The sequence below is a fragment of the Caballeronia sp. dw_276 genome (genome assembly GCF_018449635.1).
Classification (GTDB): Bacteria; Pseudomonadota; Gammaproteobacteria; order Burkholderiales; family Burkholderiaceae; genus Caballeronia.
On sequence record NZ_JAAVUV010000012.1, the window covers coordinates 77,140 to 101,844 of the forward strand.

Annotated in this window: 26 protein-coding genes and 1 riboswitch; of the genes, 14 read left to right on the forward strand and 12 right to left on the reverse strand. The window is 60.1% G+C overall.

Annotated features, from left to right (window positions below):
* Window positions 1-49: 49 nt before the first annotated feature.
* From HB633_RS23625 to HB633_RS23645, 5 genes are all read right to left on the reverse strand, one after another.
* Window positions 50-388, reverse strand: a complete 339-nt coding sequence (locus HB633_RS23625) for a type II toxin-antitoxin system PemK/MazF family toxin (protein WP_213780548.1) — start codon at window positions 386-388, stop codon at window positions 50-52.
* Window positions 389-391: 3 nt separating this feature from the next.
* The gene (locus tag HB633_RS23630; protein ID WP_213780549.1) at window positions 392-679 is read right to left on the reverse strand and encodes an AbrB/MazE/SpoVT family DNA-binding domain-containing protein; all 288 of its coding nucleotides are present in this window, start codon (window positions 677-679) and stop codon (window positions 392-394) included.
* Window positions 680-1,294: 615 nt separating this feature from the next.
* Window positions 1,295-2,140, reverse strand: coding sequence for an alpha/beta hydrolase (locus HB633_RS23635; protein WP_213780669.1), 846 nt, complete (start codon window positions 2,138-2,140; stop codon window positions 1,295-1,297).
* Between the two features lie 80 nt (window positions 2,141-2,220).
* On the reverse strand, window positions 2,221-3,252 hold the full coding sequence (locus HB633_RS23640) for a DedA family protein/thiosulfate sulfurtransferase GlpE (RefSeq protein ID WP_213780550.1): 1,032 nt from the start codon (window positions 3,250-3,252) through the stop codon (window positions 2,221-2,223).
* Window positions 3,253-3,396: 144 nt separating this feature from the next.
* Window positions 3,397-4,119 (reverse strand): FadR/GntR family transcriptional regulator, encoded by a 723-nt coding sequence (locus tag HB633_RS23645; RefSeq protein WP_346730352.1) that lies wholly within the window; start codon window positions 4,117-4,119, stop codon window positions 3,397-3,399.
* 123 nt (window positions 4,120-4,242) lie between these two features.
* On the opposite strand from HB633_RS23645, the gene dgoD reads away from it, so the two are divergent.
* Both dgoD and HB633_RS23655 read left to right on the forward strand, forming a co-directional pair.
* Window positions 4,243-5,391 carry a galactonate dehydratase gene (gene dgoD / locus HB633_RS23650; RefSeq protein ID WP_031359553.1) on the forward strand — a complete coding sequence of 383 codons (1,149 nt, stop codon included), beginning with the start codon at window positions 4,243-4,245 and terminating at the stop codon, window positions 5,389-5,391.
* Between the two features lie 297 nt (window positions 5,392-5,688).
* Window positions 5,689-5,988, forward strand: coding sequence for a hypothetical protein (locus tag HB633_RS23655; protein WP_213780551.1), 300 nt, complete (start codon window positions 5,689-5,691; stop codon window positions 5,986-5,988).
* A 15-nt stretch (window positions 5,989-6,003) separates the two neighbouring features.
* On the opposite strand, the gene HB633_RS23660 is transcribed toward HB633_RS23655, so the two are convergent.
* Window positions 6,004-6,939 carry a CopD family protein gene (locus HB633_RS23660; RefSeq protein WP_213780552.1) on the reverse strand — a complete coding sequence of 312 codons (936 nt, stop codon included), beginning with the start codon at window positions 6,937-6,939 and terminating at the stop codon, window positions 6,004-6,006.
* 417 nt (window positions 6,940-7,356) lie between these two features.
* On the opposite strand from HB633_RS23660, the gene HB633_RS23665 reads away from it, so the two are divergent.
* From HB633_RS23665 to HB633_RS23680, 4 genes are all read left to right on the forward strand, one after another.
* Window positions 7,357-8,106 (forward strand): c-type cytochrome, encoded by a 750-nt coding sequence (locus tag HB633_RS23665; RefSeq protein WP_213780553.1) that lies wholly within the window; start codon window positions 7,357-7,359, stop codon window positions 8,104-8,106.
* 21 nt (window positions 8,107-8,127) lie between these two features.
* Window positions 8,128-9,426: a cytochrome c gene (locus HB633_RS23670; RefSeq protein WP_213780554.1), complete on the forward strand. Its 1,299-nt coding sequence runs from the start codon at window positions 8,128-8,130 to the stop codon at window positions 9,424-9,426.
* Between the two features lie 259 nt (window positions 9,427-9,685).
* On the forward strand, window positions 9,686-10,306 hold the full coding sequence (locus tag HB633_RS23675; protein WP_061998558.1) for a hemolysin III family protein: 621 nt from the start codon (window positions 9,686-9,688) through the stop codon (window positions 10,304-10,306).
* Window positions 10,307-10,550: 244 nt separating this feature from the next.
* Complete coding sequence (locus HB633_RS23680) at window positions 10,551-12,023, forward strand: DEAD/DEAH box helicase (protein WP_213780555.1); 1,473 nt, start codon at window positions 10,551-10,553, stop codon at window positions 12,021-12,023.
* A 55-nt stretch (window positions 12,024-12,078) separates the two neighbouring features.
* Here HB633_RS23680 and HB633_RS23685 read toward each other — a convergent pair whose 3' ends face one another.
* Both HB633_RS23685 and HB633_RS23690 read right to left on the reverse strand, forming a co-directional pair.
* Complete coding sequence (locus HB633_RS23685; protein ID WP_213780556.1) at window positions 12,079-12,594, reverse strand: hypothetical protein; 516 nt, start codon at window positions 12,592-12,594, stop codon at window positions 12,079-12,081.
* Window positions 12,595-12,683: 89 nt separating this feature from the next.
* The gene (locus HB633_RS23690; protein WP_213780557.1) at window positions 12,684-13,511 is read right to left on the reverse strand and encodes a ferritin-like domain-containing protein; all 828 of its coding nucleotides are present in this window, start codon (window positions 13,509-13,511) and stop codon (window positions 12,684-12,686) included.
* Between the two features lie 509 nt (window positions 13,512-14,020).
* Between HB633_RS23690 and HB633_RS23695 the strand changes: the two genes are divergently transcribed.
* Complete coding sequence (locus tag HB633_RS23695; RefSeq protein WP_213780558.1) at window positions 14,021-14,800, forward strand: DeoR/GlpR family DNA-binding transcription regulator; 780 nt, start codon at window positions 14,021-14,023, stop codon at window positions 14,798-14,800.
* A 317-nt stretch (window positions 14,801-15,117) separates the two neighbouring features.
* Entirely contained in the window at window positions 15,118-15,315 is a 198-nt protein-coding gene (locus HB633_RS23700; RefSeq protein ID WP_213780559.1) for a hypothetical protein, read from the forward strand.
* Window positions 15,316-15,349: 34 nt separating this feature from the next.
* On the opposite strand, the gene HB633_RS23705 is transcribed toward HB633_RS23700, so the two are convergent.
* On the reverse strand, window positions 15,350-15,730 hold the full coding sequence (locus HB633_RS23705) for a hypothetical protein (protein ID WP_213780560.1): 381 nt from the start codon (window positions 15,728-15,730) through the stop codon (window positions 15,350-15,352).
* Between the two features lie 249 nt (window positions 15,731-15,979).
* Here HB633_RS23705 and glpD point away from each other — a divergent pair, with 249 nt between their 5' ends.
* From glpD to HB633_RS23730, 5 genes are all read left to right on the forward strand, one after another.
* Entirely contained in the window at window positions 15,980-17,545 is a 1,566-nt protein-coding gene (glpD, locus tag HB633_RS23710) for a glycerol-3-phosphate dehydrogenase (RefSeq protein ID WP_213780561.1), read from the forward strand.
* 127 nt (window positions 17,546-17,672) lie between these two features.
* Complete coding sequence (locus HB633_RS23715; protein ID WP_213780562.1) at window positions 17,673-18,431, forward strand: XRE family transcriptional regulator; 759 nt, start codon at window positions 17,673-17,675, stop codon at window positions 18,429-18,431.
* Window positions 18,432-18,532: 101 nt separating this feature from the next.
* Window positions 18,533-18,716: riboswitch (FMN riboswitch) on the forward strand.
* A gap of 129 nt (window positions 18,717-18,845) precedes the next feature.
* Complete coding sequence (gene ribB / locus HB633_RS23720; RefSeq protein ID WP_213780563.1) at window positions 18,846-19,589, forward strand: 3,4-dihydroxy-2-butanone-4-phosphate synthase; 744 nt, start codon at window positions 18,846-18,848, stop codon at window positions 19,587-19,589.
* A 339-nt stretch (window positions 19,590-19,928) separates the two neighbouring features.
* Window positions 19,929-20,378 (forward strand): mobile mystery protein A, encoded by a 450-nt coding sequence (locus tag HB633_RS23725; RefSeq protein ID WP_255581101.1) that lies wholly within the window; start codon window positions 19,929-19,931, stop codon window positions 20,376-20,378.
* Between the two features lie 6 nt (window positions 20,379-20,384).
* Window positions 20,385-20,981 (forward strand): mobile mystery protein B, encoded by a 597-nt coding sequence (locus tag HB633_RS23730; RefSeq protein WP_213780565.1) that lies wholly within the window; start codon window positions 20,385-20,387, stop codon window positions 20,979-20,981.
* Between the two features lie 27 nt (window positions 20,982-21,008).
* Here HB633_RS23730 and HB633_RS23735 read toward each other — a convergent pair whose 3' ends face one another.
* The 3 genes from HB633_RS23735 to HB633_RS23745 all read right to left on the reverse strand — a co-directional run bounded on the left by HB633_RS23735 (window position 21,009) and on the right by HB633_RS23745 (window position 23,570).
* Window positions 21,009-21,860 (reverse strand): hypothetical protein, encoded by an 852-nt coding sequence (locus HB633_RS23735; RefSeq protein ID WP_213780566.1) that lies wholly within the window; start codon window positions 21,858-21,860, stop codon window positions 21,009-21,011.
* Window positions 21,861-21,992: 132 nt separating this feature from the next.
* Entirely contained in the window at window positions 21,993-23,171 is a 1,179-nt protein-coding gene (locus HB633_RS23740; protein ID WP_213780567.1) for an MFS transporter, read from the reverse strand.
* Window positions 23,172-23,186: 15 nt separating this feature from the next.
* A complete protein-coding gene (locus tag HB633_RS23745; protein WP_213780568.1) occupies window positions 23,187-23,570 on the reverse strand; it encodes a VOC family protein in 384 nt (127 codons plus the stop codon).
* Between the two features lie 103 nt (window positions 23,571-23,673).
* Between HB633_RS23745 and HB633_RS23750 the strand changes: the two genes are divergently transcribed.
* Complete coding sequence (locus HB633_RS23750) at window positions 23,674-24,639, forward strand: LysR family transcriptional regulator (RefSeq protein ID WP_213780569.1); 966 nt, start codon at window positions 23,674-23,676, stop codon at window positions 24,637-24,639.
* Window positions 24,640-24,705 lie beyond the last annotated feature (66 nt).

The window sequence follows — 24,705 nt, forward strand, 5'->3', positions numbered from 1 at the left end:
TCCCTCGATTGATTCAATAGCAAAGGGCTCGTTTCCGAGCCCCTGTCACCTACAGACCAATCAGCATTCGCACCGCATCTCTAACTGATTCCAGCTCCGCTTCTGTAACCTTGTGTCCGCGAAATTCCGCCTTTCTAGCCTCAATGTCTACCGACCGAATCTGGTCGGCCTGAGCGACGCAAGATTCGGGCAGAGTCGATAGCGGAATTTCGGTTTGCCACTCATGATTCGTCCTCGAGATCGTCACCCCGATAACCCCATGGATCACGCCGTTCACGGCTTTCGGGCTAATCACAAGAAACGGCCGCTTGCCGCTCTGCTCGGTTCCCATAGTTGGAGCTAACTGCACCCACCACACCTGACCTGCCTCTGGAATGCCATAGTCCATCTATCACCACACATCATTGCGACTGGGATCATTCGGACCACCGGCCTCTGAACCCATTGGCTCGTCGTCCAGCAACGGATCGACCTGTCGCTCTCGCTTGCGCGCCGGACCTTCCTCAAGAAAGCGCGCCATCGAGAATTTCCTCACGCCCGCTGGTTTAATCATAAGAGCGCCATTCTCCGCGCTCACCTCTACGTCGGTGTTCTCCTGCAGGCGCAGAATGTCTGCGAGACCTGCGGGAATCCTGACAGCAAGGCTGTTGCCCCAACGCCTTACCTGTTGAAGTGGCATACGTCGACTCCTTATCAGCGATTTCCGCAACCATTCATGCCAATTTCGGCGTCCAGTAGATGCTGCGTCGATTCAATGATAGCGCACTTTAATTGAACGTGTATACAGCGTATCTACTTGCGCAACTGAGAAAAGGGACGGATCTCATGAAAACCCGGAACTGGGTCACTATTGCCTTAAAGGGCGGACGACCAAACGTTGATTGAGGCGACGAGACAATCAACTTGTGAAGGGGATGCATAAGGGACGACTCAACCCGCACTCGCTGGCCGCGCGCAGCGACATTGATTACCGCAGCTTCTGCAACGTTACGCCGCAGCCCTGACACAGAAAGGTTCTAAACCTGTGACTAGCTCGTTCACTTGAGTCAACGCGAAACTCACTTCTGCGCGCGATACATCCTTGAGCCATTTTGGATTAACTCGTTACCAATGAGATCGATAAATTCGATTTGATCCGGGGTCGGCGTTGTTCCACTGTAGCTAGGTGCCGATACGCAAGGGCCTGAGCGCGAATGAGTGCACTGGACGACCAATATCGAAAACCTCTTCGATGCTGGAAACGCCGGTCGCGTTCTCTTGAAAACGGCTTATTTGCACCGCTGTGCAAGCCGCACTAGACCCAAAGTTGCCCCTTCAGCATCCGATTAAACACCCCCGCATGCGTCACATTCATCCCATGCGACGCCCCTTCGATCGTCACGCGCCTGGCACCATCGATCCACCCCTCCAACGCCCCAACAGCATCGCGAAACATCTTTGGACTTTTTTCGCCATCGATAAGCAGCGTAGGGCATCGCACCCTCGCCGCAGCGCTCGCATCGTAAGCCGGCAATGGATCCTGAAACTGCAGCGCCAACGTATCCGCGTTATCCATCGCCATGGCCCGAAACTCTTTCGGACTCCGCGCCCAGAACCCTGGCCGGCTCACCGAATCCACGAAAAGCTCCAACCCCGCATCGACCTCACCCGCAGCAATCAACTCCGCAGCCTTCGCCCTTAGCGCATTCACCGGCGCAGGGAGAACCGTCCGCGACATCGAGTCAGAACCAGGCCTAGCCACCGCCCCACCCGGATCAGCCAGCACCAACGACTTCACCATCTCCGGATACCGCCCGGCCAGATGAAACGCCACACACCCACCCCTCGAATGCCCAACGACATTCACCGCGCCCACCCCCAGCCGCTCGATAAACTGCCCCATTTCATCGACGTGCGCGTCCCAGCTAAACGGCCGTAAATCCCCCGCCACCCCAAGCGCCCCTACCCGCCCCGATGGCCAATAATGCGAGAGACTCGGCGCCACACATCGATACTGCTTCCCGAGCGGCCCCAACTGCGGCTTCCAGTATCGAAAGTCGCAAAGCGAGCCGTGAATAAACAGCATGACTTCCTGGTGCTCGTGCCCGGTCTGTACAAAAGGCACTTGCACGCCGTGATCGAGCGTTGCCACATCGGGCATGGGCAAGCCAAAAAGTTGCGAGGGATCCACCCCATCCAACAGCGTCATCCGATGCAACTCCGATTAACTAGCCAAAAAACTCACTCCGGCGCCGTAGCCCGAACGGTGACCATATCGCCCATTGCGTCGTGATCATCGAACGCGGCATCCTGCACATCGGCAGCACGACCACCGCCAGAAGGAATAGCCTCCACCGGAAACCCCTTCTTCTCCCACGCATCGAGCCCGCCCTTCAGCGGCCGCACATTCGAGAACCCTTTGGCCTTCAACCGCCGCACGATCTGCTTGGCCGTCGCCTCATTCGGACACACGCAATAGACAACCACCTCGCGCTCGCGAAACATCGCATCGATTTTTCCCGACGCCTGCAGATCCAGCGGCAACGCGCCCTTGATCCTGTGCGCCTCCTTGCGCCGAATCTCTTCCGGCCGGGCATCGAAAATGACGGGGGGCGCGTCGGAGCGCATCATTTCATCGAGTTGTTCGGGCGATATCCGGTACTTCGCGAGCCATCGGCGGAACTGCAGGCGGCGAACCCATCGATACGCCAAAAACATCCCCGCAGCCATCGCGAGCACATCGAGCGCGGTCAGCCCATACGTGCGCACGAACACGAGCAAATCCGCGACTTCAGCCTTCAGGATCGCGCCGCCCAACATCCATGCCGATGCCCAAAGCGTCGCGCCCACCAGATCCCAGAACACGAACACGCGCACATCGATCTGCGTGGTGCCCAGCAACGGCGATGAAACCAGCCCAAGCCCCGGCACGAATTTGGACAACGCAAGCAAAGGCGCGCCGAAGCGCTCGAACCAGTGGCGTGCGGTACGCAGGGTGGTATCGAGGGAAAGGGAGAAGCGCACAAGCGAGTTCAAAAACCGCCGGCCATACAGCCGTCCAGCGGCGAACCAAAGAGAATCGGCGATAACCACCGCGATCACCGCAGCAGCCAACATATGCCAGAACGAAGCCACGCCAGCCGCAACCAAAGTGCCGGCGAGGACGAGCATGGGCGCTGCGGGAATGGGCACGCCGAGCTGCGTGGCGAGCACGCTGACGAACACGGCCCAGGCGCCCCAAGACGACACAAGGGAGATTGGAACGTGCGGCAAGATCGTGCTCCTCGCGATGGGTGCAGGGCGCACGTCCTGATTACTCACTGTTTGACCGATATCAACAAAACCGCGCCCCGACCCGCGACTTTATCGCGAATTGGAAACTATCGCTGGGCTTACAAAAACGTTAACGCGCGCTCATCAACCTTCGATGCGCGCCCGCGTCACGCCGAGCAAACCGGCCATCGCGTCACGGGCGGCGCCTGAATTCCTGGTGGCGATGGCATCGAAAACGGCCGTGTGTTCGGCCATCGATGCATTGAAAACTTCCGCCCGCCGCGCATTCAATTGCAATTGCGCCTCGAGCGTGCGCTCGATCAATGTCCCCAACGGCACGAGCAACTCGTTGCTGCACGCGTTCAGCACGCTTAGATGAAAACGCAGATCGGCGCGCACCCATTCGTCGATGTTGCGTGCATCGAGCATCGCCTGGTGGGCTTCGGCTAAACGCGCCATCGCGCGTTCATCGTGATTCGCGGCAGCCAAAGCGGCGGCATAAGGCTCGATCATCTCGCGCATTTCCTGCAGCTTGAGCGCGAACTGCATGGGCTTGGCGACGCGCGAGTACCACTCGAGCACGTCGGCATCGAGCAGATTCCACGCGTCTCGCGGCCGCACGCGCGTGCCGATCTTGGGCCGCGATTCAATCAATCCTTTCGATGTCAGCGTCCGCAACGCCTCGCGCAGCACGGTCCGACTGACGCCAAAGCGCTCCATGAGCTCGGCTTCGCGCGGCAAGGTGGTCGCGGGCGCGAAATCGCCGCGCAGGATTTGGGTGCCGAGGTCGTACGCGACGCGTCCGTGCAGATCGTGCTGAATGACTTTCCCCTTCTGTCGAAAAATGACGCGATTATACGGACCCACGAGCAGGCCCTTTCCTGGCAAGCGTTTCCGGCCAATAGTACTATTAATATACACATCGAACAAAATTTTGATAGCATTGGAATCCTCGTTCCTCACTCATCGGAAAAATCAGGAGACGCCAGCATGAAAATCACGAAACTCGAAACTTTTATCGTTCCGCCGCGCTGGTGTTTTCTGAAGATCACGACCGATGAAGGCATCGTCGGCTGGGGTGAACCGGTGGTCGAAGGCCGCGCGCATACGGTCGCCGCAGCGGTCGATGAACTCTCGGATTACCTCATCGGCAAAGACCCGCTGTTGATCGAAGATCATTGGCAAGTGATGTATCGGGCGGGGTTTTATCGTGGCGGCCCGATCGGCATGAGCGCGATTGCGGGCGTGGATCAGGCGCTGTGGGACATCAAGGGCAAGCATCATGGCGTGCCGATTCACGCGCTGCTCGGCGGTCAGGTTCGCGACCGCATCAAGGTGTATTCGTGGATCGGCGGCGATCGTCCAAGCGATGTCGCGAACAACGCGCGCGCGGTCGTGGATCGCGGTTTCAAGGCCGTGAAGATGAACGGTTCGGAAGAACTTCAGATCATCGATACCTTCGACAAGGTTCAGGCCGTCATCAACAACGTCGCGGCCGTGCGTGAAGCGGTGGGACCGAATATCGGCATCGGCGTGGACTTCCACGGCCGCGTGCACAAGCCAATGGCGAAGGTCCTCGCGAAGGAGCTCGATCCGTTCAAGCTGCTGTTTATCGAAGAGCCGGTGTTGTCGGAGAACGTCGAGGCGTTGCGGGACATCGTGAACCAGACGAGCACGCCCATTGCGCTTGGCGAGCGCCTGTATTCGCGCTGGGACTTCAAGCACATCCTTGCCGGCGGCTACGTGGACATCATCCAGCCGGACGCGTCGCACGCGGGCGGGATCACGGAATGCCGCAAGATCGCATCGATGGCCGAAGCCTACGACGTCGCTCTCGCCCTGCATTGCCCGCTTGGCCCGATTGCGCTTGCAACCTGCCTGCAAATCGATGCCGTCAGCTACAACGCCTTCATCCAGGAGCAAAGTCTCGGGATCCACTACAACAAAGGCAACGACCTGCTCGACTACATCAAGAATCCGGAAGTCTTCAAATACGAGGACGGCATGGTGATGATTCCGCAAGGGCCGGGCTTGGGTATCGAGGTGAACGAGGAGAAAGTGCGCGAGATGGCGAAGGTCGGTCACCGCTGGCGCAACCCGGTCTGGCGTCACGCCGACGGCAGCGTTGCAGAATGGTGATCTGAGAATTGCGGCGCACCGTACGATACGGTTGCCTTAGGCATCGTAGAATACGGTTAATCGAGACAGCGGATCGTCTCGAAGTTGCTTCGGAGTTGTTACGTAACGCGCTGTCGAGCCATGCTCTTTCAGCGCGTTACGTCGTTTAGAAAGGGTGATTGGAATGTCCAAAAACCCTTTTGCAGCAAGGCTTTGCATGCATAACGGCGCCTGGCCCGCGTCTTGCATTATCTCGTGTACTGATGTTCCAACCCATGCGCCCGGGAAGAGCGCGACGATAAAGCGAAAGAGTCCAGCATGTACACACTTCCAGATGAATATATCCGCACGCAAATGGCCGTTGGCGCGCTTGTCATGTTCGGCGTACTCCGCGTGATCTGCGCCGCGATGGGCGCGCAACACAACTGGCGTTTGTCGGTCGTCACGAAGTGCTTTATTGGCGCTGCGGTGCTGTTTTGCCTGCCGCAACTCGCCGATGTTCTGTTCTCGTCGCCGATGTCGCACAAGGCGTTCATCGAGTTGCAGGGCAAGGCGATTGGCTGCGCGCTGGCGCTGTTCTGCGCGCCCATCGTGAGTCATAAACTCGGCTACGAGTAAGCGTCCGCCAACGCTTCATCCCGCCGATGCAAACCCCGGCACGCTGTGCGACAACACGGCGGCCGCGACAAACACCGCCACAATCAAAACCGCTTCCACGCGCATGACGCCGGTGAACGTGCGTGCATCGACAGTGGATGCCGTGCGCTGCAATCGCGGCAACACGGACCATCGGTTCATTGCGCCGAGCAGCAACGCGGTCGCGACCAGCACGGCTTTCACGACCAGCGCCTGACCCCAAGCGCTCGTTTGCAGCGCTTCGGCCGACCCGCCCAGTCCGCGCCACGCGTTGTAGATCCCGGTCAGCACCACGAGCGATACCGCGATCACGGACAGGGTCGACATCTTCCCGGCAATGCGAATCAAAAACGCCCGCGCAAGCGATGTCCCCAGCGCCGACAGCACGCTCCACGCCCCCGCGAACACCACGCCGCCCCACAATGCGGTCGCCAGCAAATGCACGGTCTGCACGCCTTCGGCCATAGAAAACGCGCCGGCATCGGCAGCATGACCAACCGATGCCTTGCCCGCCGCAGCCACGATCGCGCCCAACGCGAACAACCCGAGCCGCGGAGCGCCCTTCGCGTTTGCGGACAACATCGCGATCACGAGCAGCACGCCGCCGCCAAATGCAATTGCCCAGCCGATGCCCGCGTGCGTTCCCGTCACCACGGCGCCCACGGCTGAAAACGCATCGAACAACGGCGCGCCGCTCATCGATGCCGCCTGCAGCCAAACAAGCACGATATCGGCAATCGCCACCATGATCGCGCCGCCGATGCTCAAGCGTCGCGCCTTTCGCCACCCGGCGTGCGCGGGCGATTTACCCTCGACCGCCTTCTCCTTCGATAACCATACGCTCAGCAATCCCGCGCCGAGCGTGCAGGCAAACGCGATATCGGCGATCGCCGCAATGACGACCTGAGCGAACCAGAGTGGATCGCCGTTCACGTACGCACCTGCGAAATTTGAGTCATGCTGAAAGCAAGCAAGGAATACATTGAAGTTTCGGTGAATGGTCGTGGAAGAGGCATCAGGAACGCGAGTCTACTGGAACGGGCACGTGGAATGCACGAGCAGGACGGTCGCAGCAAATTGCAAGGAACCGTTAAAACCAAGTCGATGGTTTGTCGAACGCAATGCCCTGCCAATGGTTAAAGAGTTTCAAAATCCCCTGTCGATCGGTCGCGCGGCATATTGTCGCGTAGAGGTTGAAAGCCAGACGCAACAGGCCAAGGCACAAATAGTCATCATCAGGCAACGATGATAGAATGCCGCGTCGCATCAGAGGCTCGCAGAGCCAATGTGGCAATGGTTCACCACATATTCGCACCGGGCCGAACGAAGCTCGGCAGGTCCTCGAAATTCATGGAGTGTCGCGTGTCTTCAAGACGCATCTTTCGTCCGTTGCTCGCCCCGCTAATGGCGCTGGCGCTCTTAGGCACTGCAAGCGCTGCCGCTGGCGCCGCCGAAGCTCAAGCCGCCCAGCCTGTCGCGCCGGACACCATGGCAGCACGCGTGCAGGGTTGCACGGCATGCCACGGCGTTCACGGTGAAGGCACGGACAACGACTATTTCCCGCGTCTTGCCGGCAAACCGGCCGACTATCTGTACAACCAGTTGCAGAATTTCCGTGAAGGCCGCCGGAAGTATCCGCCCATGAATTACCTCGTCACGTACCTCTCCGACGACTACCTTCACCAGATCGCCACGTATTTTTCGCAACAGCGCCCGCCGTATCCGCAGCCGGCCAAGCCGACCGTGTCGGCATCGACCGTCACGAAGGGCCAGCAGATCGTGCTGAATGGCGATCCGAGCCGGAACATCCCGGCTTGCGCGGCCTGTCACGGCGCAACGCTTACAGGTATGGAACCGGCCATTCCGGGTCTCGTGGGATTGCACTCCGACTACATCAGCGCGCAGCTCGGCGCCTGGCGTGCGGGCTCGCGTCACGCGAAAGCGCCTGACTGCATGCAACAGATTGCATCCCGCCTGACCGACGACGACGTAACCGCTGTCGCCGCCTGGCTTTCCACGCAAACCGCACCGGCCAATCCGGTACCCGCGCCCGCTGGCTCACGCAAGATGCCGCTCGCTTGCGGCAGCGAACCGCAATAAGGCGCGAGGAGCGATAAGAATATGAAACGCAAGTCCCTGTTCGCACTCTCGGCGGTTGTTGTCCTTACGGCCGCCGCAGCCGCTGCCGCCCTCTGGTCGGGTGGCGACGCATTCCATTCGAGCGGCGCTGTCGCCGCGGTGCCCGCCGACCAGACCGAATTGATCAAGCGCGGCGAATATCTGGCGCGCGCCGGCGACTGTATTGCCTGCCACACGGTTCGCGGCGGCAAGACGTTCGCGGGCGGCCTGCCCATGTTGACGCCGTTCGGCACCATGTACACGCCGAACATCACGCCGGACGATCAATACGGTATTGGCAAATGGACATCGGACGATTTCTACCGGTCTATCCATAACGGCCGCTCCAAAGACGGCAGCCTGCTTTATCCGGCCATGCCGTTCACGGCTTATACCAAGGTGACGCGCGCCGACTCGGACGCCATGTTCGCGTATATGCGCTCGGTCCCGCCGGTGAACGAACCGAGCCGTCCGCACGAACTGCGCTTCCCGTTCAACCAGCGCAACATGCTGATTGGCTGGCGCGTGCTGTTCTTCCGCGAAGGCGAATTCAAGCCGGACCCAACGAAGTCGGTTGAGTGGAACCGTGGTGCTTACCTGATCGAAGGTCTTGGCCATTGCAGCATGTGCCATACATCGATCAACCCGCTCGGCGGCCCGGTCAGTTCCGCAGCCTTCGGCGGCGGACTGATTCCGCTGCAGAACTGGTATGCGCCGTCTTTGACGTCGAACAAGGAAGCCGGTCTTGGCGACTGGGACGTGAAGGACATCAACGACTTGTTGAAGACGGGTGTATCGCAGCGTGGCGCCGTGTTCGGCCCAATGGCCGAAGTGGTTCACAACAGCCTGCAATACATGACGGACGCGGACATCAATGCAATGACCACGTACCTCAAGTCGATTCCGCAGAAGAAGGAAGCGCCGGAAACCATGCAGTTCGAGACATCGGAGAAATTCGGTGGCGAGTTGCTGGTCCAGGGCAAGAAGATCTACACGGAAAATTGCGCGAAGTGCCACGCGGAGAACGGTCTCGGCAAGCCGCCGGCCTACCCGCCGCTCGCCAACAACCAGTCCATCCAGATGCAATCGGCCGTCAATCCGATCCGCATGACGCTCAACGGTGGTTATCCGCCGAGCACGGAAGGCAATCCGCATCCGTATGGCATGCCGCCGTTTGCGCAAGCCTTGTCGGATACGGAAGTGGCTGCGGTCGTGACGTACATTCGTATGTCGTGGGGCAACCACGGTACGCCGGTGTCGCCGCAACAAGTGAGCAACCTGCGTTCGGCGCCGCTGGACTGATCGAACGAGACCAGTCCACGTAGTAGCGTAAAATGCAGTGAAGGGCGCAGGCCTCGCAGTCGGGGCGGCGCCCTTCTTCTTTTTGCGGATGGCTTTTGTGCGTCATCAAGCGAGTCGGGATCTGCAAAAATGAGTGGCCCGTCTCGCGGTAAAATGCTCGGGATTCACGGATTCTCGTAGCGGGCAAGCAAGGCGTTGCACGCAGTAAAGGCAACACAAGGCAACACAAGGCAACACAAGGCAGTGAGGATGTTCTTCGATGCACGTCGGTGAGCGGTTCAACAGCGTTACCCATCTTGTCGGCACTGTACTGTCGGTGGCGGGTCTTGCAACGCTCGTGACCATGGCATCGCTGGAACGCGATCCGTACAAGATCGTGAGCTTTGCCGTGTATGGCGCAATGTTGCTCGCCTTGTACGCAATCTCGACGCTTTATCACTGGGTCCGCAGCCCGCGGCTCAAAGCTGTATTGCAGAAATGCGATCATTCGGCCATCTACTTGCTGATCGCGGGAAGCTACACGCCGTTCACGCTCGTTACGTTGCGCGGTCCGTGGGGCTGGTCGCTATTCGGGGTAAGCTGGGGGCTCGCTGCTCTTGGCATCGTCCAGGAACTGACGCTCGGGCGCCGAACCCGCAGTGTATCGATGGTGATTTACGTGTTGATGGGCTGGCTCGCGCTCGTAGCCATCCGTCCTCTCGTTACAGCGTTACCGCCCGCCGGCACGGCGTGGCTGCTGGCAGGCGGCTTGATCTACAGCGCCGGCATTTACTTTTTCATCAACGACGAGCGCATCCGGCACGGCCATGGCATCTGGCACCTGTTCGTGTTGGGCGGCAGCTTGTGTCAATTCGTCAGCATTGCGCGCTATGTTGCGTGAGCCTGCCTTGATCGGCACTCAATGCCTGAAGTTTTGAAGCGCGTGCGCTTCAAATGCAACTTAACGCCAGTCAGCGTGTCTTGATAGCGCGTTGATCTTCGCGGCAACTTTCCCGGCGCTCCTGCTTTTCTTTGGCAAGCGCCCCGATTGTCATGCCGCCCGATTTCCTCGATCGTCGTATGCGCACTCCTCAACTGAGGCTTATGCGGCAACGCCGGTCGGCATACAGAATCTGCGAATACTTATGTCTTTTGATTCCCTCGGCTTGTCCGAACCCTTGCTCCGCGCAGTCATCGAACAGGGCTACACCACTCCTACGCCTATCCAGTCGCAGGCAATACCCGCCGTGCTCAACGGCGGCGACCTGCTTGCAGGCGCGCAGACGGGCACCGGCAAGACGGCCGGTTTCACGTTGCCTATCCTGCAACGTTTGTCAGAGGCGCCCGCCCCTGCGGCCGGCTCGCGGCGCCCGGTTCGCGCGCTGATCCTTACGCCTACACGCGAACTCGCCGCGCAGGTCGAAGAAAGCGTGCGTACGTACGGCAAGTACCTGAAGCTCAAATCAACGGTAATGTTCGGTGGCGTCGGCATCAATCCGCAAATCGATGCGTTGCGGCGCGGCGTGGATATTGTCGTGGCGACGCCGGGACGGCTGCTGGATCACATGCAGCAGAAGACCATCGACTTGTCGAAGCTCGAGATTCTCGTCCTCGACGAAGCCGACCGCATGCTCGACATGGGTTTCATCCATGACATCAAGCGCGTGCTCGCCAAGCTGCCGCCGAAACGCCAGAACCTGCTGTTCTCGGCCACTTTCTCCGATGAAATCAAGACCCTCGCCGACAGCCTGCTCGACAAGCCGGCACTGATCGAAGTGGCGCGCCGCAATTCGACGGTCGAAGCCATTGCGCAAAAGATCCATCCGGTCGATCGCGATAAAAAGCGCGAGTTGCTTACGCATTTGATCCGGCAGAACAACTGGTTCCAGGTGCTGGTGTTCTCGCGTACGAAGCATGGCGCGAATCGTCTGGCCGAACAGTTGACAAAGGACGGCATCAGCGCGCTCGCCATTCACGGCAATAAGAGCCAGTCGGCGCGTACGCGCGCGTTGGCCGAGTTCAAGGACAACACGCTGCAGGTGCTCGTGGCAACGGATATTGCGGCGCGCGGTATCGATATTGATCAGCTGCCGCACGTGGTCAATTTCGACCTGCCCAACGTGCCGGAAGATTATGTTCACCGGATTGGCCGGACGGGCCGTGCCGGGGCGACGGGCGAGGCGGTATCGCTGGTTTGCGTCGATGAACATCAGTTGCTCAAGGACATCGAACGGCTGATCAAGCGCCCGATTCCGCAGGAAGTGATTGCGGGATTCGAGCCTGATCTGACGCAGAAGCCGGAACCCATTCTGCGACGCAGCCAGGGCGGCGGCGGTGCGCGTCAAGGTTCGCCGCGTCAGGGCGCGCCGAAGCAGGCGAATGGCGGCGGCCGTGGTCCGGCCAAGCCGGCACATGGCGGTGGGAATGGCAACGGCGGCGGTGGAAACGGTTCACGTTCGCCGAAGCCCGTTGCGGCCAAGACCGGTGGCAATGGCAGCGCGCCGCGCAAGCCCGAAGGCGCACGGCCAGCTGGGGCACTGCTGGGCGGCAAGCCACGTACTGAAGGCGGAGGCGCCGGCCGGCGTGACACGCCGCGCACGGGACAGCGCGGGCGTTGATTGAATTGCGGTGAGGTTTCAGGCAGCGGAGCTATTTGGCTCCGCTGTTTTCGTTTCAGGCGGCCGCGCTCGCGGCGCGCTTCAATCCTTCCACCTGGTGACGCCATCGTTCGAGTACCGCGTTCTCCTGGCCCTCGGCAAACGCAAATTCAATTTCCTGCACGAGTCGCGCATAAGCAACTTTTTGCCATTCACCGCTTTCAATCGTCGCGATAAAACACGTCACCGGCGAGTCCGCCATGGGCACGACCTTGGCCTGGAGCTGCACCTGGAAAAACGCTTCATCGAAGACGAAAGTCAGCGTGGCCGAACCTGTCTTCGATATCACCCGCGCAGCCCTCGATTGCGGCCACAACGAGAAACACACGCTGCCCGGGTCGGGCGCAAACAGTTCGCCAACGCTTAGCAACGACGTCCGGATGCGGCCTTCATCGGCGGCAAGAAGCGATGCCGTGAACCCCGTTTTCGTCTCGATCGACGTGCCATCGAAGAGCGTACGCAACGGTGACGGCCATTCGTCGAACGTGCCGTGTTCGATGTTGCGCGGACCCGATACCGATGAATCACTCATATGGAACTCCTCGAAAGCACGATGGCCCGCGAAAGCGGGCCATCGGTCAAAGCATCATGCCGGTCGTGCCACCGAAAGCTTCGGCGGCTTCAGCGAAAGAAAACGTGCTGCGTAATCTTGGCGATCGGATAGTGAACGCTCGGCTGAATCCGCGCCGGCAGATCAAGCGGCTTGAGCAACATCTTGACGCACATATCCGCCGATAAATTGCGGCGAACCAGTGCATTCACGCGGGCCGCCAGCTCCCGGTTGTGCGCTGTATCGTTCGCGCGATCCGGATAACGAATGGCGAAAACGTGGCGCAGCGCGATCTCGGAATCCTCGTTCTTGATTTCCATCACGCGTCGCAGCAACGCGCCCAGCACGGCAAAGCGGCCGTTGCCTTCAATCTTGTTGTACTTCTTGAAGAAGCGGAAGAAGTGCTTGTAGTGACGGACTTCGTCGGTGCGGATGTTGTCGGTCAATTGCTTCAGCACTGGTTCGTCCGAGCATTCATTGATGGCACGGTACAAGGTTGCCGTGCCCGTCTCGACCACACAACGCGCGACCATTTCAAGGGCCCGCGTTTTCTCGAAGTCCTCGACCGAACACGTCAACGAGTATTCGGCAAAGAAGTTCTTGAACGCCGTGTCCCAATCGAATTCCGGCCACACGTGATTGATGTACGTCTTTAACGCGCGGCCATGCTGCATTTCCTCCGGTTCCCACTCGGTGTTGAGCCAGGTGGAGACTTCGGGGTCGTCGTTGAAATAGGTGCTCAGGTTGCTCGTGTAGAGATCCGTGCCGCTCTCAATGAACGAAGCCGCGCACAGCAGCAAGAGCAAATGTTCGTTGGATGCCGCCTTCCGACGATCGATCCGCGACAGGTCAATATCTTCGATCCGCCAAGGCATCACATGGGTACTATCAGTGTGCATAAATATCGCGCTCCCAATCTGTATTGAACGCGCCGTCAGCCAAACCGGCCGAAAATCAGGCAACGCCATGAACAATGAAGTCATGGCGTTCTCATGTGGTTGAAGACTTCTTAGAGCCTGCATATTAGCCGGGTTACAGCGATGCTGCAGGCACGAAGAGAGACCGTTCAACCCATAGGTCAGTTCCGGATACTGTTTATTTCAGCACAAATCATACCGAGCATTGGGCATAAGTTGATCGGGCGCAAGCACGGCGCTTCAACCTTGCTTACAAGCGGGTTTCGCCGCTATGCAAAGTCACTGTTACCCGCGCGCCGGCAAACCAGCCGGTTGTAAAAACGAAGTAGCTCGATGGAAGGCTAAGGATACGTCATCCAACGATCAACTTTGCCATCCTCACGAGTTTCGTCATGCGGATGTCTAGACTGCGCATGCCGCGTTGTCCGGTCAGCCCGCCCTTCCCTTACAATACCGCCACCTCACGACATTGAAGCGCACGCACAGACGCCATGACTCGAGATCCCCGCATCACCTTGAATGCACGACAGCAAGAGCTGCTCGACTGGGTGCAACGCGATGGCTTCGTGACCGTCGAGGACCTGGCCACGCATTTCGATGTCACGCCGCAGACCATTCGCCGCGACGTCAACTGGCTCTCCGACATGAACCTGCTGCGCCGCTATCACGGCGGCGCGAGCCTTCCGACGAGTTCCGAGAACGTCTCGTACACGGCGCGCCAGCGCATGTTCCACGACGAGAAGCGCCGTATCGCCACACTAGTTGCCTCGCACATTCCCGATCAGGCGTCGCTCTTCATCAACCTCGGCACCACGACCGAGGAAGTTGCGCGGGCGCTCAACCGGCATCGCGGCCTGCACGTGATCACCAACAACCTCAACGTGGCCGGCATGATGAGCGGCTACCCGGATTGCGAAGTGCTGATCACCGGCGGCATTGTCCGTCCCTGGGACAAAGGCATTGTGGGTGAGCTGGCTATAGATTTCATCCGCCAGTTCAAGGTGGATTTCGCGATCATCGGGGCTTCGAGCATTGAGCCGGACGGCACGCTGCGCGATTTCGATACCCGCGAGGTCCGCGTCGCCGAAGCGATCATCAACCACGCGCGCACCGTTTTCCTCGCCGCGGATCATTCGAAATTCGGACGCCCGGCACTCGTGCGCCTCGGTCATCTGAATCAGATCGACGCGCTTTTCACCGACGCCCCCACGCCGCCCGAGATGGCTGAAACGCTGACTGCTGCGAACACACAGGTGTACATAGCTGAATAACGCTTCAGAAAGCGAAACGCAAATTCCTGTGTGCGCTGCGACACGAACTTCAGGTAATTTCTACGTTTCTCTGCTCCGGCCGAACCGCTTTCGCGCCCCTCAAAAGTCAAACCCAATATTTTGCGCAAGCGTTTGGCACTCGACCGGCGCTTGCATACAATCAAATCCCGGCAACGCAGCGCCGACTTCCAGAGACTCGGAAGCGGCGGTTCGCCATAGGTCTGCCGGCTCGAAGTTCCTGCCTCGCGCAACGTTCCGAAGTACGAGCACCGGTCGCCGACCGGTCACAGTGCCGTTCGATCGTCATGGAGAACACGATGCTCAGTCCGCATGAATTTGCCACGCTGCTCCTGCTACAAGACGCGCCCAATCAGATGGACATGGTTCGCGACGAGCTCGACGCCCTCCTCGAGCGTCAACTCGTGCAACTCGAAAATCTTGCTTCGGGACGCCAGCTCTGGAGCCTCACGGCCTCGGGCGATTCCACCATGAAGGCAATGAAGCGGTACTCGTAAGCATCATCACGCTCCACCCGCCCTTTCTTGCATATCAGCCAGCGCGCAACGTCGGATCGACGGCTGCGCGCCAGCTGAGCGCCTGCGCCCGCTGATTGGCGAAAAACGTCGCCCACGCGCTTTGCGCTTCGGTCGTGCGGTTGGTCGCGAACGCCGAATGCTGGCCCGCAATGCCCGCCTGGAACGCGCAGAACTGATCCTTCGATAACCCGCCGCGCTTTTGCGCCACATAGGCGTCGTATAACGCCGAATACACGTTTTGCCCGTCCGCGCCGTAGTCCACCGCGGCCGTCCCGCACATGGACTGCAAAGCGCTCAGTGAAGGCGCGCCCATTGAACCCGACATGTCGGGTGTAGAAACACATCCGCCCAACACCAGCGCGCCAAGCGCGCCCGCCACCAGCAGCTTTCGCATCGTCTTCACTCCTTGTTCATCGGCAAAAATTCACTGCCCACAGTATCGGTCTGCTGACGCCTTCGCGCCACTCAGCCAAACGGCCTATTGGTTTAAAAAGCTTTAAAACCCGCGCCGACATGAAGTTTTTCTCGAAAACACAGCGTTAGCCATTCAGCCGACTTTACATTTTCGTTTTTGTTCGTTAAATTTCGAATTCGAACATTTATGTTCTGTCGGAGCGGGTGGCGGCCATGGGGCGAATAAGCAATGCAAGGTAATCTTTTCGATGTGCTCGTCGTGGGTGGCGGGGTCAATGGCACGGGCATCGCGCGCGACGCGTCAGGCCGGGGCTTGAGCGTGTTGTTGTGCGAGAAGGATGATCTGGCGTCGCATACGTCGTCATCGAGTACCAAGCTCATTCACGGCGGGCTTCGTTATCTGGAATACGGCGAATATTCGCTCGTGCGCAAGGCCCTGCAGGAGCGTGAGGTTTTGCTGCGCGCGGCGCCGCACATCATGTGGCCGCTGCGTTTCGTGATGCCGCATATGCCGAATCTGCGTCCGGCCTGGATGATCCGTGCTGGCCTTTTCCTCTACGACCATCTCGCGCGCCGTCAGTTGCTGCCGGGGTCCAGGGGTATCGATATGCGCACGCATCCGGCTGGCGCACCGCTCATCGATTCGATCAAGCGCGGGTTCGTGTACTCCGACGGCTGGGTGGACGACGCGCGGCTCGTGGTGCTGAACGCGGTCGATGCGCAGGAACACGGCGCGGTGATCCGGACGCGCACGCGGCTCGTCAGCGCGGAGCGCAAAGACGGTTTGTGGCATGCCACGCTCATCGATGATCACGGCGCGACCTTCGACGTCCAGGCGCGTTCCATTGCGAACGCGGCCGGCCCGTGGGTCAGCGAACTGCTGAAAGGATCGCTTGGCAGCGGCACGCACACGCGCCATACCGTGAGGCTCGTCAAGGGCAGTCATATCGTCACGCGGCGGCTGTTCGAGCACGACCACGCGTACATCTTCCAGAATCCGGACAAGCGGATCATCTTCGCCATCCCGTACGAGCACGATTACACGCTGATCGGCACGACGGATCTGGAGTATCACGGCGATACGTCGAAGGTGACCATCAGCCCGGAAGAGACCACGTACTTGTGCGAGTCCATCAACCGCTACTTCAAGAAGCACATTGGCCCTGAAGACGTTTGCTGGAGCTATTCAGGCGTGCGCGGCCTGCTCGAAGACGAAAACGCGGAGAACGCGTCGGCGGTCACGCGCGACTATCTGCTCGAACTCGATACCCCCGCGAACCAGGCGCCGTTGTTGTCGGTGTTCGGCGGGAAGATCACGACTTTCAGAAAGCTGGCCGAAGAAGCCGTCGATAAACTCGGCGATGCGCTCCAGTCCCCTGCCAAAAGCAAGACTTGGACGGAAGGCGCGCCGCTGCCGGGTGGCGATATCGCAAATGCAAACTTCGACACATTCCTTGCCGCGTTGAAGCAAGACAAGCCCTGGCTGCCCGCCGATCTCGCGCATCGATACGCACGCGCTTACGGCACGCGTATTCAACGGCTCCTTGGGAACGCGGCGTCGCTGGACGATCTCGGCGAAGCCGTAGCGCCCAGCCTTTACGAAGCCGAACTGCGCTATCTGCGCGACAACGAATGGGCGACCTGCGCCGACGACGTCCTGTGGCGCCGCTCAAAACTAGGCCTGCATATGGAACGCGGGTCGCTGGACGACGTGACGCGCCGTATCGACGGATGGTTTGCACAGACGCCTCAACCGCAACCCACGCCGCAGGTTTCATCGCGGACCGTCGTGTAAAAAACTATCCTGCCGCGCCTGATAACGGTGTGACGATATCTTCGTTTGATGCAACTTCTGCCGATGCTAGTCTTTCCGTAACCGATGCCGCGCCGGTCTGCGCGGCATGTCCGAATGGAGGCTCATCATGGTTGCACCGGCTTATTCATCGCTGGAACTCGTGCGCGAATCGTACGATGCACGCGTGCCGGCCGAACGCGCCGACGCAACGCGGGCGGCATCGGCGGAAATTCATCGTGAGGAGCATATTCCTCAGACGAGCGCACAGGAAGCGAACGACGCGCTCGAATATCTCGTTGGCGTGAATCTGGCAAGGCTTCGCGCCGAGCGTCAGCTTTCGCTCGACGCCCTCGCCCGCGCTTCCGGCGTTTCCCGGGCCATGCTCGCGCAGATCGAATCGGCACGCAGCGTGCCGTCCATCAAGGTGCTGCACAAGATTGCCGGGGCGCTGAAGGTGTCGGTCGCGGCGTTTTTGCGGCGTCACGCAACGAATGGCATCGAGTTTCTCGCGGCCGATCAGGCGACGCGGCTGGTGACATCGAATGGACGCTTTTCGGCGCGGCCGCTTTTTCCGTTGAGCGCGCCGGCATCGGCGGAATTCCATGAGTTGCGCATCGCGCCGCTGCACACGGAAACAGGCAGCCCGAAGCCACCCGGGACCACGGTCAATCTGGTGGTCAGCGACGGCACGCTCGAACTTCGCGTGCACGATCGCACGCAGTTGCTCGGCACCGGCGACGCCATTGTGTTCGATGCCGATCAGCCCCATGCGCTGCGCAATCCCGGCAGCACCGAAGCGCGCGCGTATCAGGTCACGGTGAATGCGGAAACGCCGCCGCGCTGGCATGTGCCGGCGGATTCGCGCCGTGTCGAAGAACCGAGTTAAGTTCGTCAGCCAACGCGCCGCCACTCAGGGGCGCTGCAACATCGGCTGGCTTGTTGTATCCTCAAATCAGTCGCGGTTTTTAAGTGTTCAGCGACAAATCAGTACGTCTTCAGGGCGGGGTGTAATTCCCCACCGGCGGTATGCGAACGGTTTTCATAACCGTACGTGAGCCCGCGAGCGCCCGTGAACGTGGATCGTAGCTTTTTTACGAACCCAACCACGGGGTCAGCAGATCTGGTGCGATGCCAGAGCCGACGGTCATAGTCCGGATGAGAGAAGATGTGCAGATGGTCATGTCCGTATCGCGTGTTTGCCGCGGCGTTTTTACGTTCGCGCCTTCCCGTGTGCCGTTCTGTCTGTTTGCAATGCCCTGAAACGTTTTTCGCCCATTCCTTTTGCGAGAGCGTTTCATTCATGTCCGTAGCCTCCAGCCTTAACCGTCCTGTTCCCGACGCATTCGCCGACTTGAAACAATTGCGTTCAGGCGAAAATTCCGTCCAAATTCCTCCCCGAATCGCCGCCGCGTTGCAAGCCTTGCGCGAAGGCCGCACCGTTGCGTTGCTCGACGACAATGACCGCGAAAACGAAGCCGATCTGATCTACGCGGCGGAAAAACTCAGCGTGGAAGGCATGGCGCTGATGATCCGCGAGTGCAGCGGTATCGTGTGCCTTTGCCTCCCGGACGACGCCGTACGCGCCCTCCACCTCCCGCCCATGGTCGCCGACAACGGCAGCAAGTACGGCACGGCTTTCACGGTATCGATAGAAGCGCGCGAAGGCGTGACCACGGGGGTATCGGCGGTGGATCGGCTGACGACCATCCGTGCGGCGATCGCCGATGGCGCGAAGCCGGGTGACATTGTCAGTCCGGGTCATGTGTTCCCGTTGCGCGCGCAGCCGGGCGGCGTGCTGACGCGTCGCGGACATACGGAAGGAACCGTGGATCTCGCGATTCTCGCGGGTCTCAAGCCCGCCGGCGTGCTGTGCGAATTGATGAACCCGGACGGAACGATGGCCTGCGGCGCGCAGATCGATGCTTTCGTGAAGGAGCGGAACATCCCGATGCTCACCATCGCGGAACTGGCGGATTTCCGGATTGCGCTGGCTGAAGCGCGCGAGACCATTAGCGAAGCGCAAACGGCTGAGGAAACGGTTTAAAGCTTAGAGAATACGGCTCGAATGGGCCACCCGCCCCACGGGTGTTGATTTTTGAATTGCTTGAAACTAAGACCCGCATCCCACAAGGGATTGCGGGTTTTTTTTGCCGGAGAGATTTCCAGAAGATGGCAGGTAGAAGCTCGCAAAAAGAGCTGCAGGTCCAGCGTCCTGTTTGCTTCTCTATGGCGAAGCAAATAATTTAGAATTGCGTCGCCATAGCGACGCAATATAAATTCTATAGCTTCATCAAAGAGAAGCAAAAACTAGATATCTACTTCACTATAAGCTATCATTTACTTCATATTTGATAGCCTATAGGCCAGCAAAATGGATTCCGAAATGAGGCAGCTCCGGCTTGAGCAGGTCCAGGCATCGGCCGCAACGTACTCGGATTTGACCAAACGCCGGCCCCCACCGCGTGGATGGTTGAAGGCCATCCGAGAGTCGTTAGGGCTTACCGAGCGACAGCAAGCCGACAGATTAGGCATTACTGGTTCGACCCTGCACAAGTCGGAGTCGGCGGAAGCTGACGAGCGAATCACGCTTGGACAACTGCGCAAATTGGCTGATGGGCTGGACTGCGAGCTGGTCTATGCTCTGGTGCCCAGAAAGCCACTGACTCAGGTGGTCGAAGACCGGGCGCGCTCAATCGCCCTGCAGGAGGTGAGTGGCGTGGCTCACACTATGAGTCTGGAAGACCAACGTCCGACGACCGACCGACTTCGCAAACAGGTTGAGCAGCGAACGGCAGAACTGCTCCGGGGCCGCTGGTCCGACCTATGGCGATAAAGACCTATGGCGATAGATTTAGACGAACAGGACGGCCAGACGCCGCTCGACCCTGACGAGCTTGCAGGACTGATACCGACTCACCTGACCACCAAGGGCGACCTGAATGACTGGGAGCAGGCGAACATCATGCGGGCCGTGCAATGGGCTCGCCGTCAACGCAAGGTCGATGTCCTTGGTGAAGAGTTCTGTCGCAACCTTCATAAGAAAATGTTCGACCAGACCTGGTCGTGGGCAGGCACGTTCCGCAGATCCGACAAAAACATCGGATGTGACTGGACGCAGGTCAGCGTCAAACTAAGAAACCTTTTCGATGACACCCGGTGGTGGGTCGACAACGGCACATTCCCGCCCGATGAGATTGCCGCACGATTTCACCGCGATCTAGTGTGGATTCATCCCTTTCCAAACGGCAATGGTCGACACTCACGAATGATGGCTGATGCGCTCTTGCGCACCATGAAACAAGAGCCGTTTTCGTGGGGAGGCGGAGGGACGTTGGTTAAAGCGGACAACGCCCGGTCGGATTATTTATCCGCCTTGCGTGCGGCCGACAAAGGCGACTACAGGCTGCTCGTTGTCTTCGTGCGAAGTACTTCTTAGCCGTCGCACGGACACGAGGCGGCTACCTCAAGGCTTCGCCTTCAAACCCGCCCCAAACTTCCTGTAAAGCCAAACGGAACACGTAGCCGTCGTCGCCGTGTAAAGCAGCGTGACGATGCTTTGCACGACCAGCAATCCCACGGTCAGGCTATCGGTGGAACCCGCTGTCGCGAGCATTTCCGTAATTACGGTAAACACGGTCGCGATCGCCACGATAGGCAGGATGGCGACCACAGCCGTGGATGCAATCGCCCAGAAATGCCCGCGCGAGTCTTCCCACGCGGCGCGCCATGCGAGACGCCCGCCCGCCGCCGTGTGAGGAAACAGCAGCGCGAGACGCCCCGACACGTAGCTCATGCCGCAAAGCGCGAGCACGGCGAGCGTCGCGGCGCCGGCCATCGATGTCCCGCTCGACAACCCCGCCAGCCGCATCAGGATCCACGCGATCACAACCACAATCGTCGCGCCGACATACGCCGCGACGAGCGCGATGCAGAGCACGAAGTAGCGGCGAAAACCCGCGTCCCAGAGGCGTGCCGGTTGCGCCTCCGAGCCGGCCGCGCCGGCCTCGGCGTTGAGCGCCATCGAAAAGCGGATCACCTGGACGGCCAGCACCGCGATCACGAGCGACTGCAAAAACGCGAGTCCGAGCGATGTCAGCGAATGACCCAGCGCGGCGCCGTGGGCGGCGCTGCCATCGGTGATCGAAGAAAGAGGGCTGGCCGAGGCTGGCGCCGAAAGCTGTTCCTGATATCCGGCGATGCCGGTAGCGAGCACCAGGACGAACGCCAATGCGAAAAGCGTGGGCATGCGCCGTATGGAGAGGGCGGCGTCGCGCCATGCGCCTCTCAGGCATTGGCTCAGCGTGATGTCTTCCATAAAACCTCGGTCGAAAAGCGTGTTGAAGCGCGGGATGAAGCAATCAGCCGCGAGTGTGACTGATTGCGGCGCGCACGACACGCTAGTCGGTTGAGGTCGCCGGGTCAATGAAATCGGCCCGGCCGATGAGATTCACACCGCATCCGCCGCACGGGCGCCGGCGCTTTCGCCGCGGCCATCGAGCCGGGCTGCGTACCACGTCACGGCCAACGCCACGATCGCCACCACCGCCGCGACCCACGGCAGCGAATCCAGCGGATGACCCTGCTGCAGTACCACGCCGCCGAGCCACGCGCCGCCGGCGTTACCCAGGTTGAACGCGCCGATGTTCAACGTCGATGCCAGATTCGGCGCGTGTTTCGCCTTCTCCACCACGCGCGTTTGCAGCGGCGGCACGGTCGCAAACGCGGCGATGCCCCAGATGAAAATCGTGATCGCGGCGAGGATCTGGTTGTGACTGGTCTTCGCGAACACGGCCATGATGATGGCGAGCGCGACAAGAATGCCCATCAGCGACGGCATCAGCGCGCGGTCGGCGAGTTTGCCGCCAATCGTGTTGCCGATCGTCAATCCAATACCGAACAGCACCAGCACGAGCGTCACGCCATGCGGCCCGAACCCGCTGACCTGCTCAAGGATCGGCGCAATGTAGGTGAACACCACGAACACGCCGCCAAACCCGAGCACCGTCATGGCGAGCGCCAGCCAGACTTGCGGTTCTTTCAGCACACGCAGCTCGTGACCGAAGTTCGACGGTCCCGAATCGTGCTTGTTGGGAACGAGCGCGGCCACGCCGATCAATGACAACAGCCCGAGCGCCGATACGACCCAGAACGTCGCGCGCCACCCGAACTGCTGCCCGATAAACGTCCCGAACGGCACGCCCAGCACGTTCGCCAAGGTGAGCCCGGTGAACATCAACGCAATCGCGCTCGCCCGCTTTTCAGCCGGAACGAGCGACGCCGCGACCACCGCGCCGATGCCGAAAAACGAGCCATGCGCGAACGACGTCACCACGCGCGCGACCATCAACATGGAATATCCGGGCGCGACGGCGCACATCACGTTGCCGACAATGAACACGCCCATCAGCAACTGCAGCGAGAGTTTGCGCGGCAATTTCGCGGTAAGTACGGCGAGCAGCGGCGCGCCGACAGCCACACCGAGCGCATAACCGGTGACGAGGAACCCGGCAGACGGTATCGATACAGCCAGATCGCGGGCCACATCCGGCAGCAGGCCCATGATCACGAACTCCGTCGTGCCGATGGCGAATGCGCTGATGGCGAGCGCTAAAAGTGGAATAGGCATGGAAAAGTCCTCGTATTAGAAATGCCGAATGACGAACTCGATGACAACGCCGGGGGCGAGCTGCACGAACAATTGCCGTTCACGGGAAACCGGAACGTCGGCTTCGGAAAAGGGAACGGCGTGCGTGCGTAAGCGTGCAAGCAGGGCCTGCCATTCGGTTTCATCGGTGACGCGCAGTGCGATGTGATCGATCCGCGTCGCCGCCCTTGTACCCGCCGGCGCGGCCAGCACCGAGCCGCTTTCGATCAGGTGCACGACCGGCGAGCCATCGAGATAAAGCCAGCATCCGCCAATACCGAACGGCGGACGCGGGCCGACCGTCATGCCGGCAACATTGGTGAAAAAACGGCGCATCGGCTCGCAATCGGGCGTGACAATCGTGGCGTGATCCAGCTTCACATCGACCTCCTACACTGCAATGCATCAAATTTTCCGCCATGAGACACATTTTGATAATTGGCGTAGCATTTGAATCATTATCAAATCGCATTTGAGAATTACGATGGATCGACTCGGCGATATGCGCCTGTTCGTTGAAGCCGCGGCGCTCGGCAGTTTGTCGGCGGCGGGGAGGAAGCTGGGTTTATCGCCGGCGGCCGCCAGCGCGCGCCTGCTCAAGCTGGAAAAATCGCTCACCGCACGGCTGTTCGAGCGCACCACGCGCCAGTTGCGCCTCACCGACGAAGGCCAGCTTTATCTCCGGCATTGCCGGATCGCGCTGCAGGCCATAGAAGACGGCGAAGCCGCGCTGCACGCCGGCCAGAACCTCGTGCGCGGCAAGGTGCGCATTTCGGCGACATCGGATTTCGGGCGCAATCTGCTCTGCCATTGGCTCGATGAATTCAGCCGGATTCATCCGGACGTGAGTTTTGCGCTGACGTTGGCCGATTCGGTATCGAATCTGTTGCGCGAGGACATCGACCTCGCAATCCGTTTTGGGCTTCCGCCGGATGCCAGCCTGGTCGCGCGCCGCCTCGCGCCTAACCGGCGTGTACTGTGCGCATCGCCGGAATATCTGGCAAAACATGGCGAGCCGAAAACGCCCGCCGATCTCGCCGGGCATTCGTTCTCGGTGCTGGTGACATCGACGGCCACGCTCAACGAAATCAACTTCGTGCGCGGCGACGAGCGATACACCCACATCATCCCGCTCGCCGACGCCTGGGAAACCAACGACGGCGCCCTGTCCCGCGCGTGGGCGCTGGCCGGGCAAGGCATCGCGCATAAATCGATATGGGATATCGCCGCCGATGTCCGCTCGGGCGCGCTGAAAATGCTGCTGGCCGACTGGTGTTCGCACGAGGCGGCGGTCCACGCGCTTTTCCACGCGAACCGGTACATGGCGCCGCGCGTGCGCGTGCTGCTGGATTTCCTCACCGAACGCTTCGCCCGCGCGACGGAGGAATTGCTTGGCGACCTTGCCTATCCTCCCGGTCAGCCCGGGCGGGAAGTCGAGCGGGCGCTATAATATTGGGCTACGCGACGCGCCGATTTGAGCCTGATAGGGCCAAATGAACGCTAAAACACGCGAAAG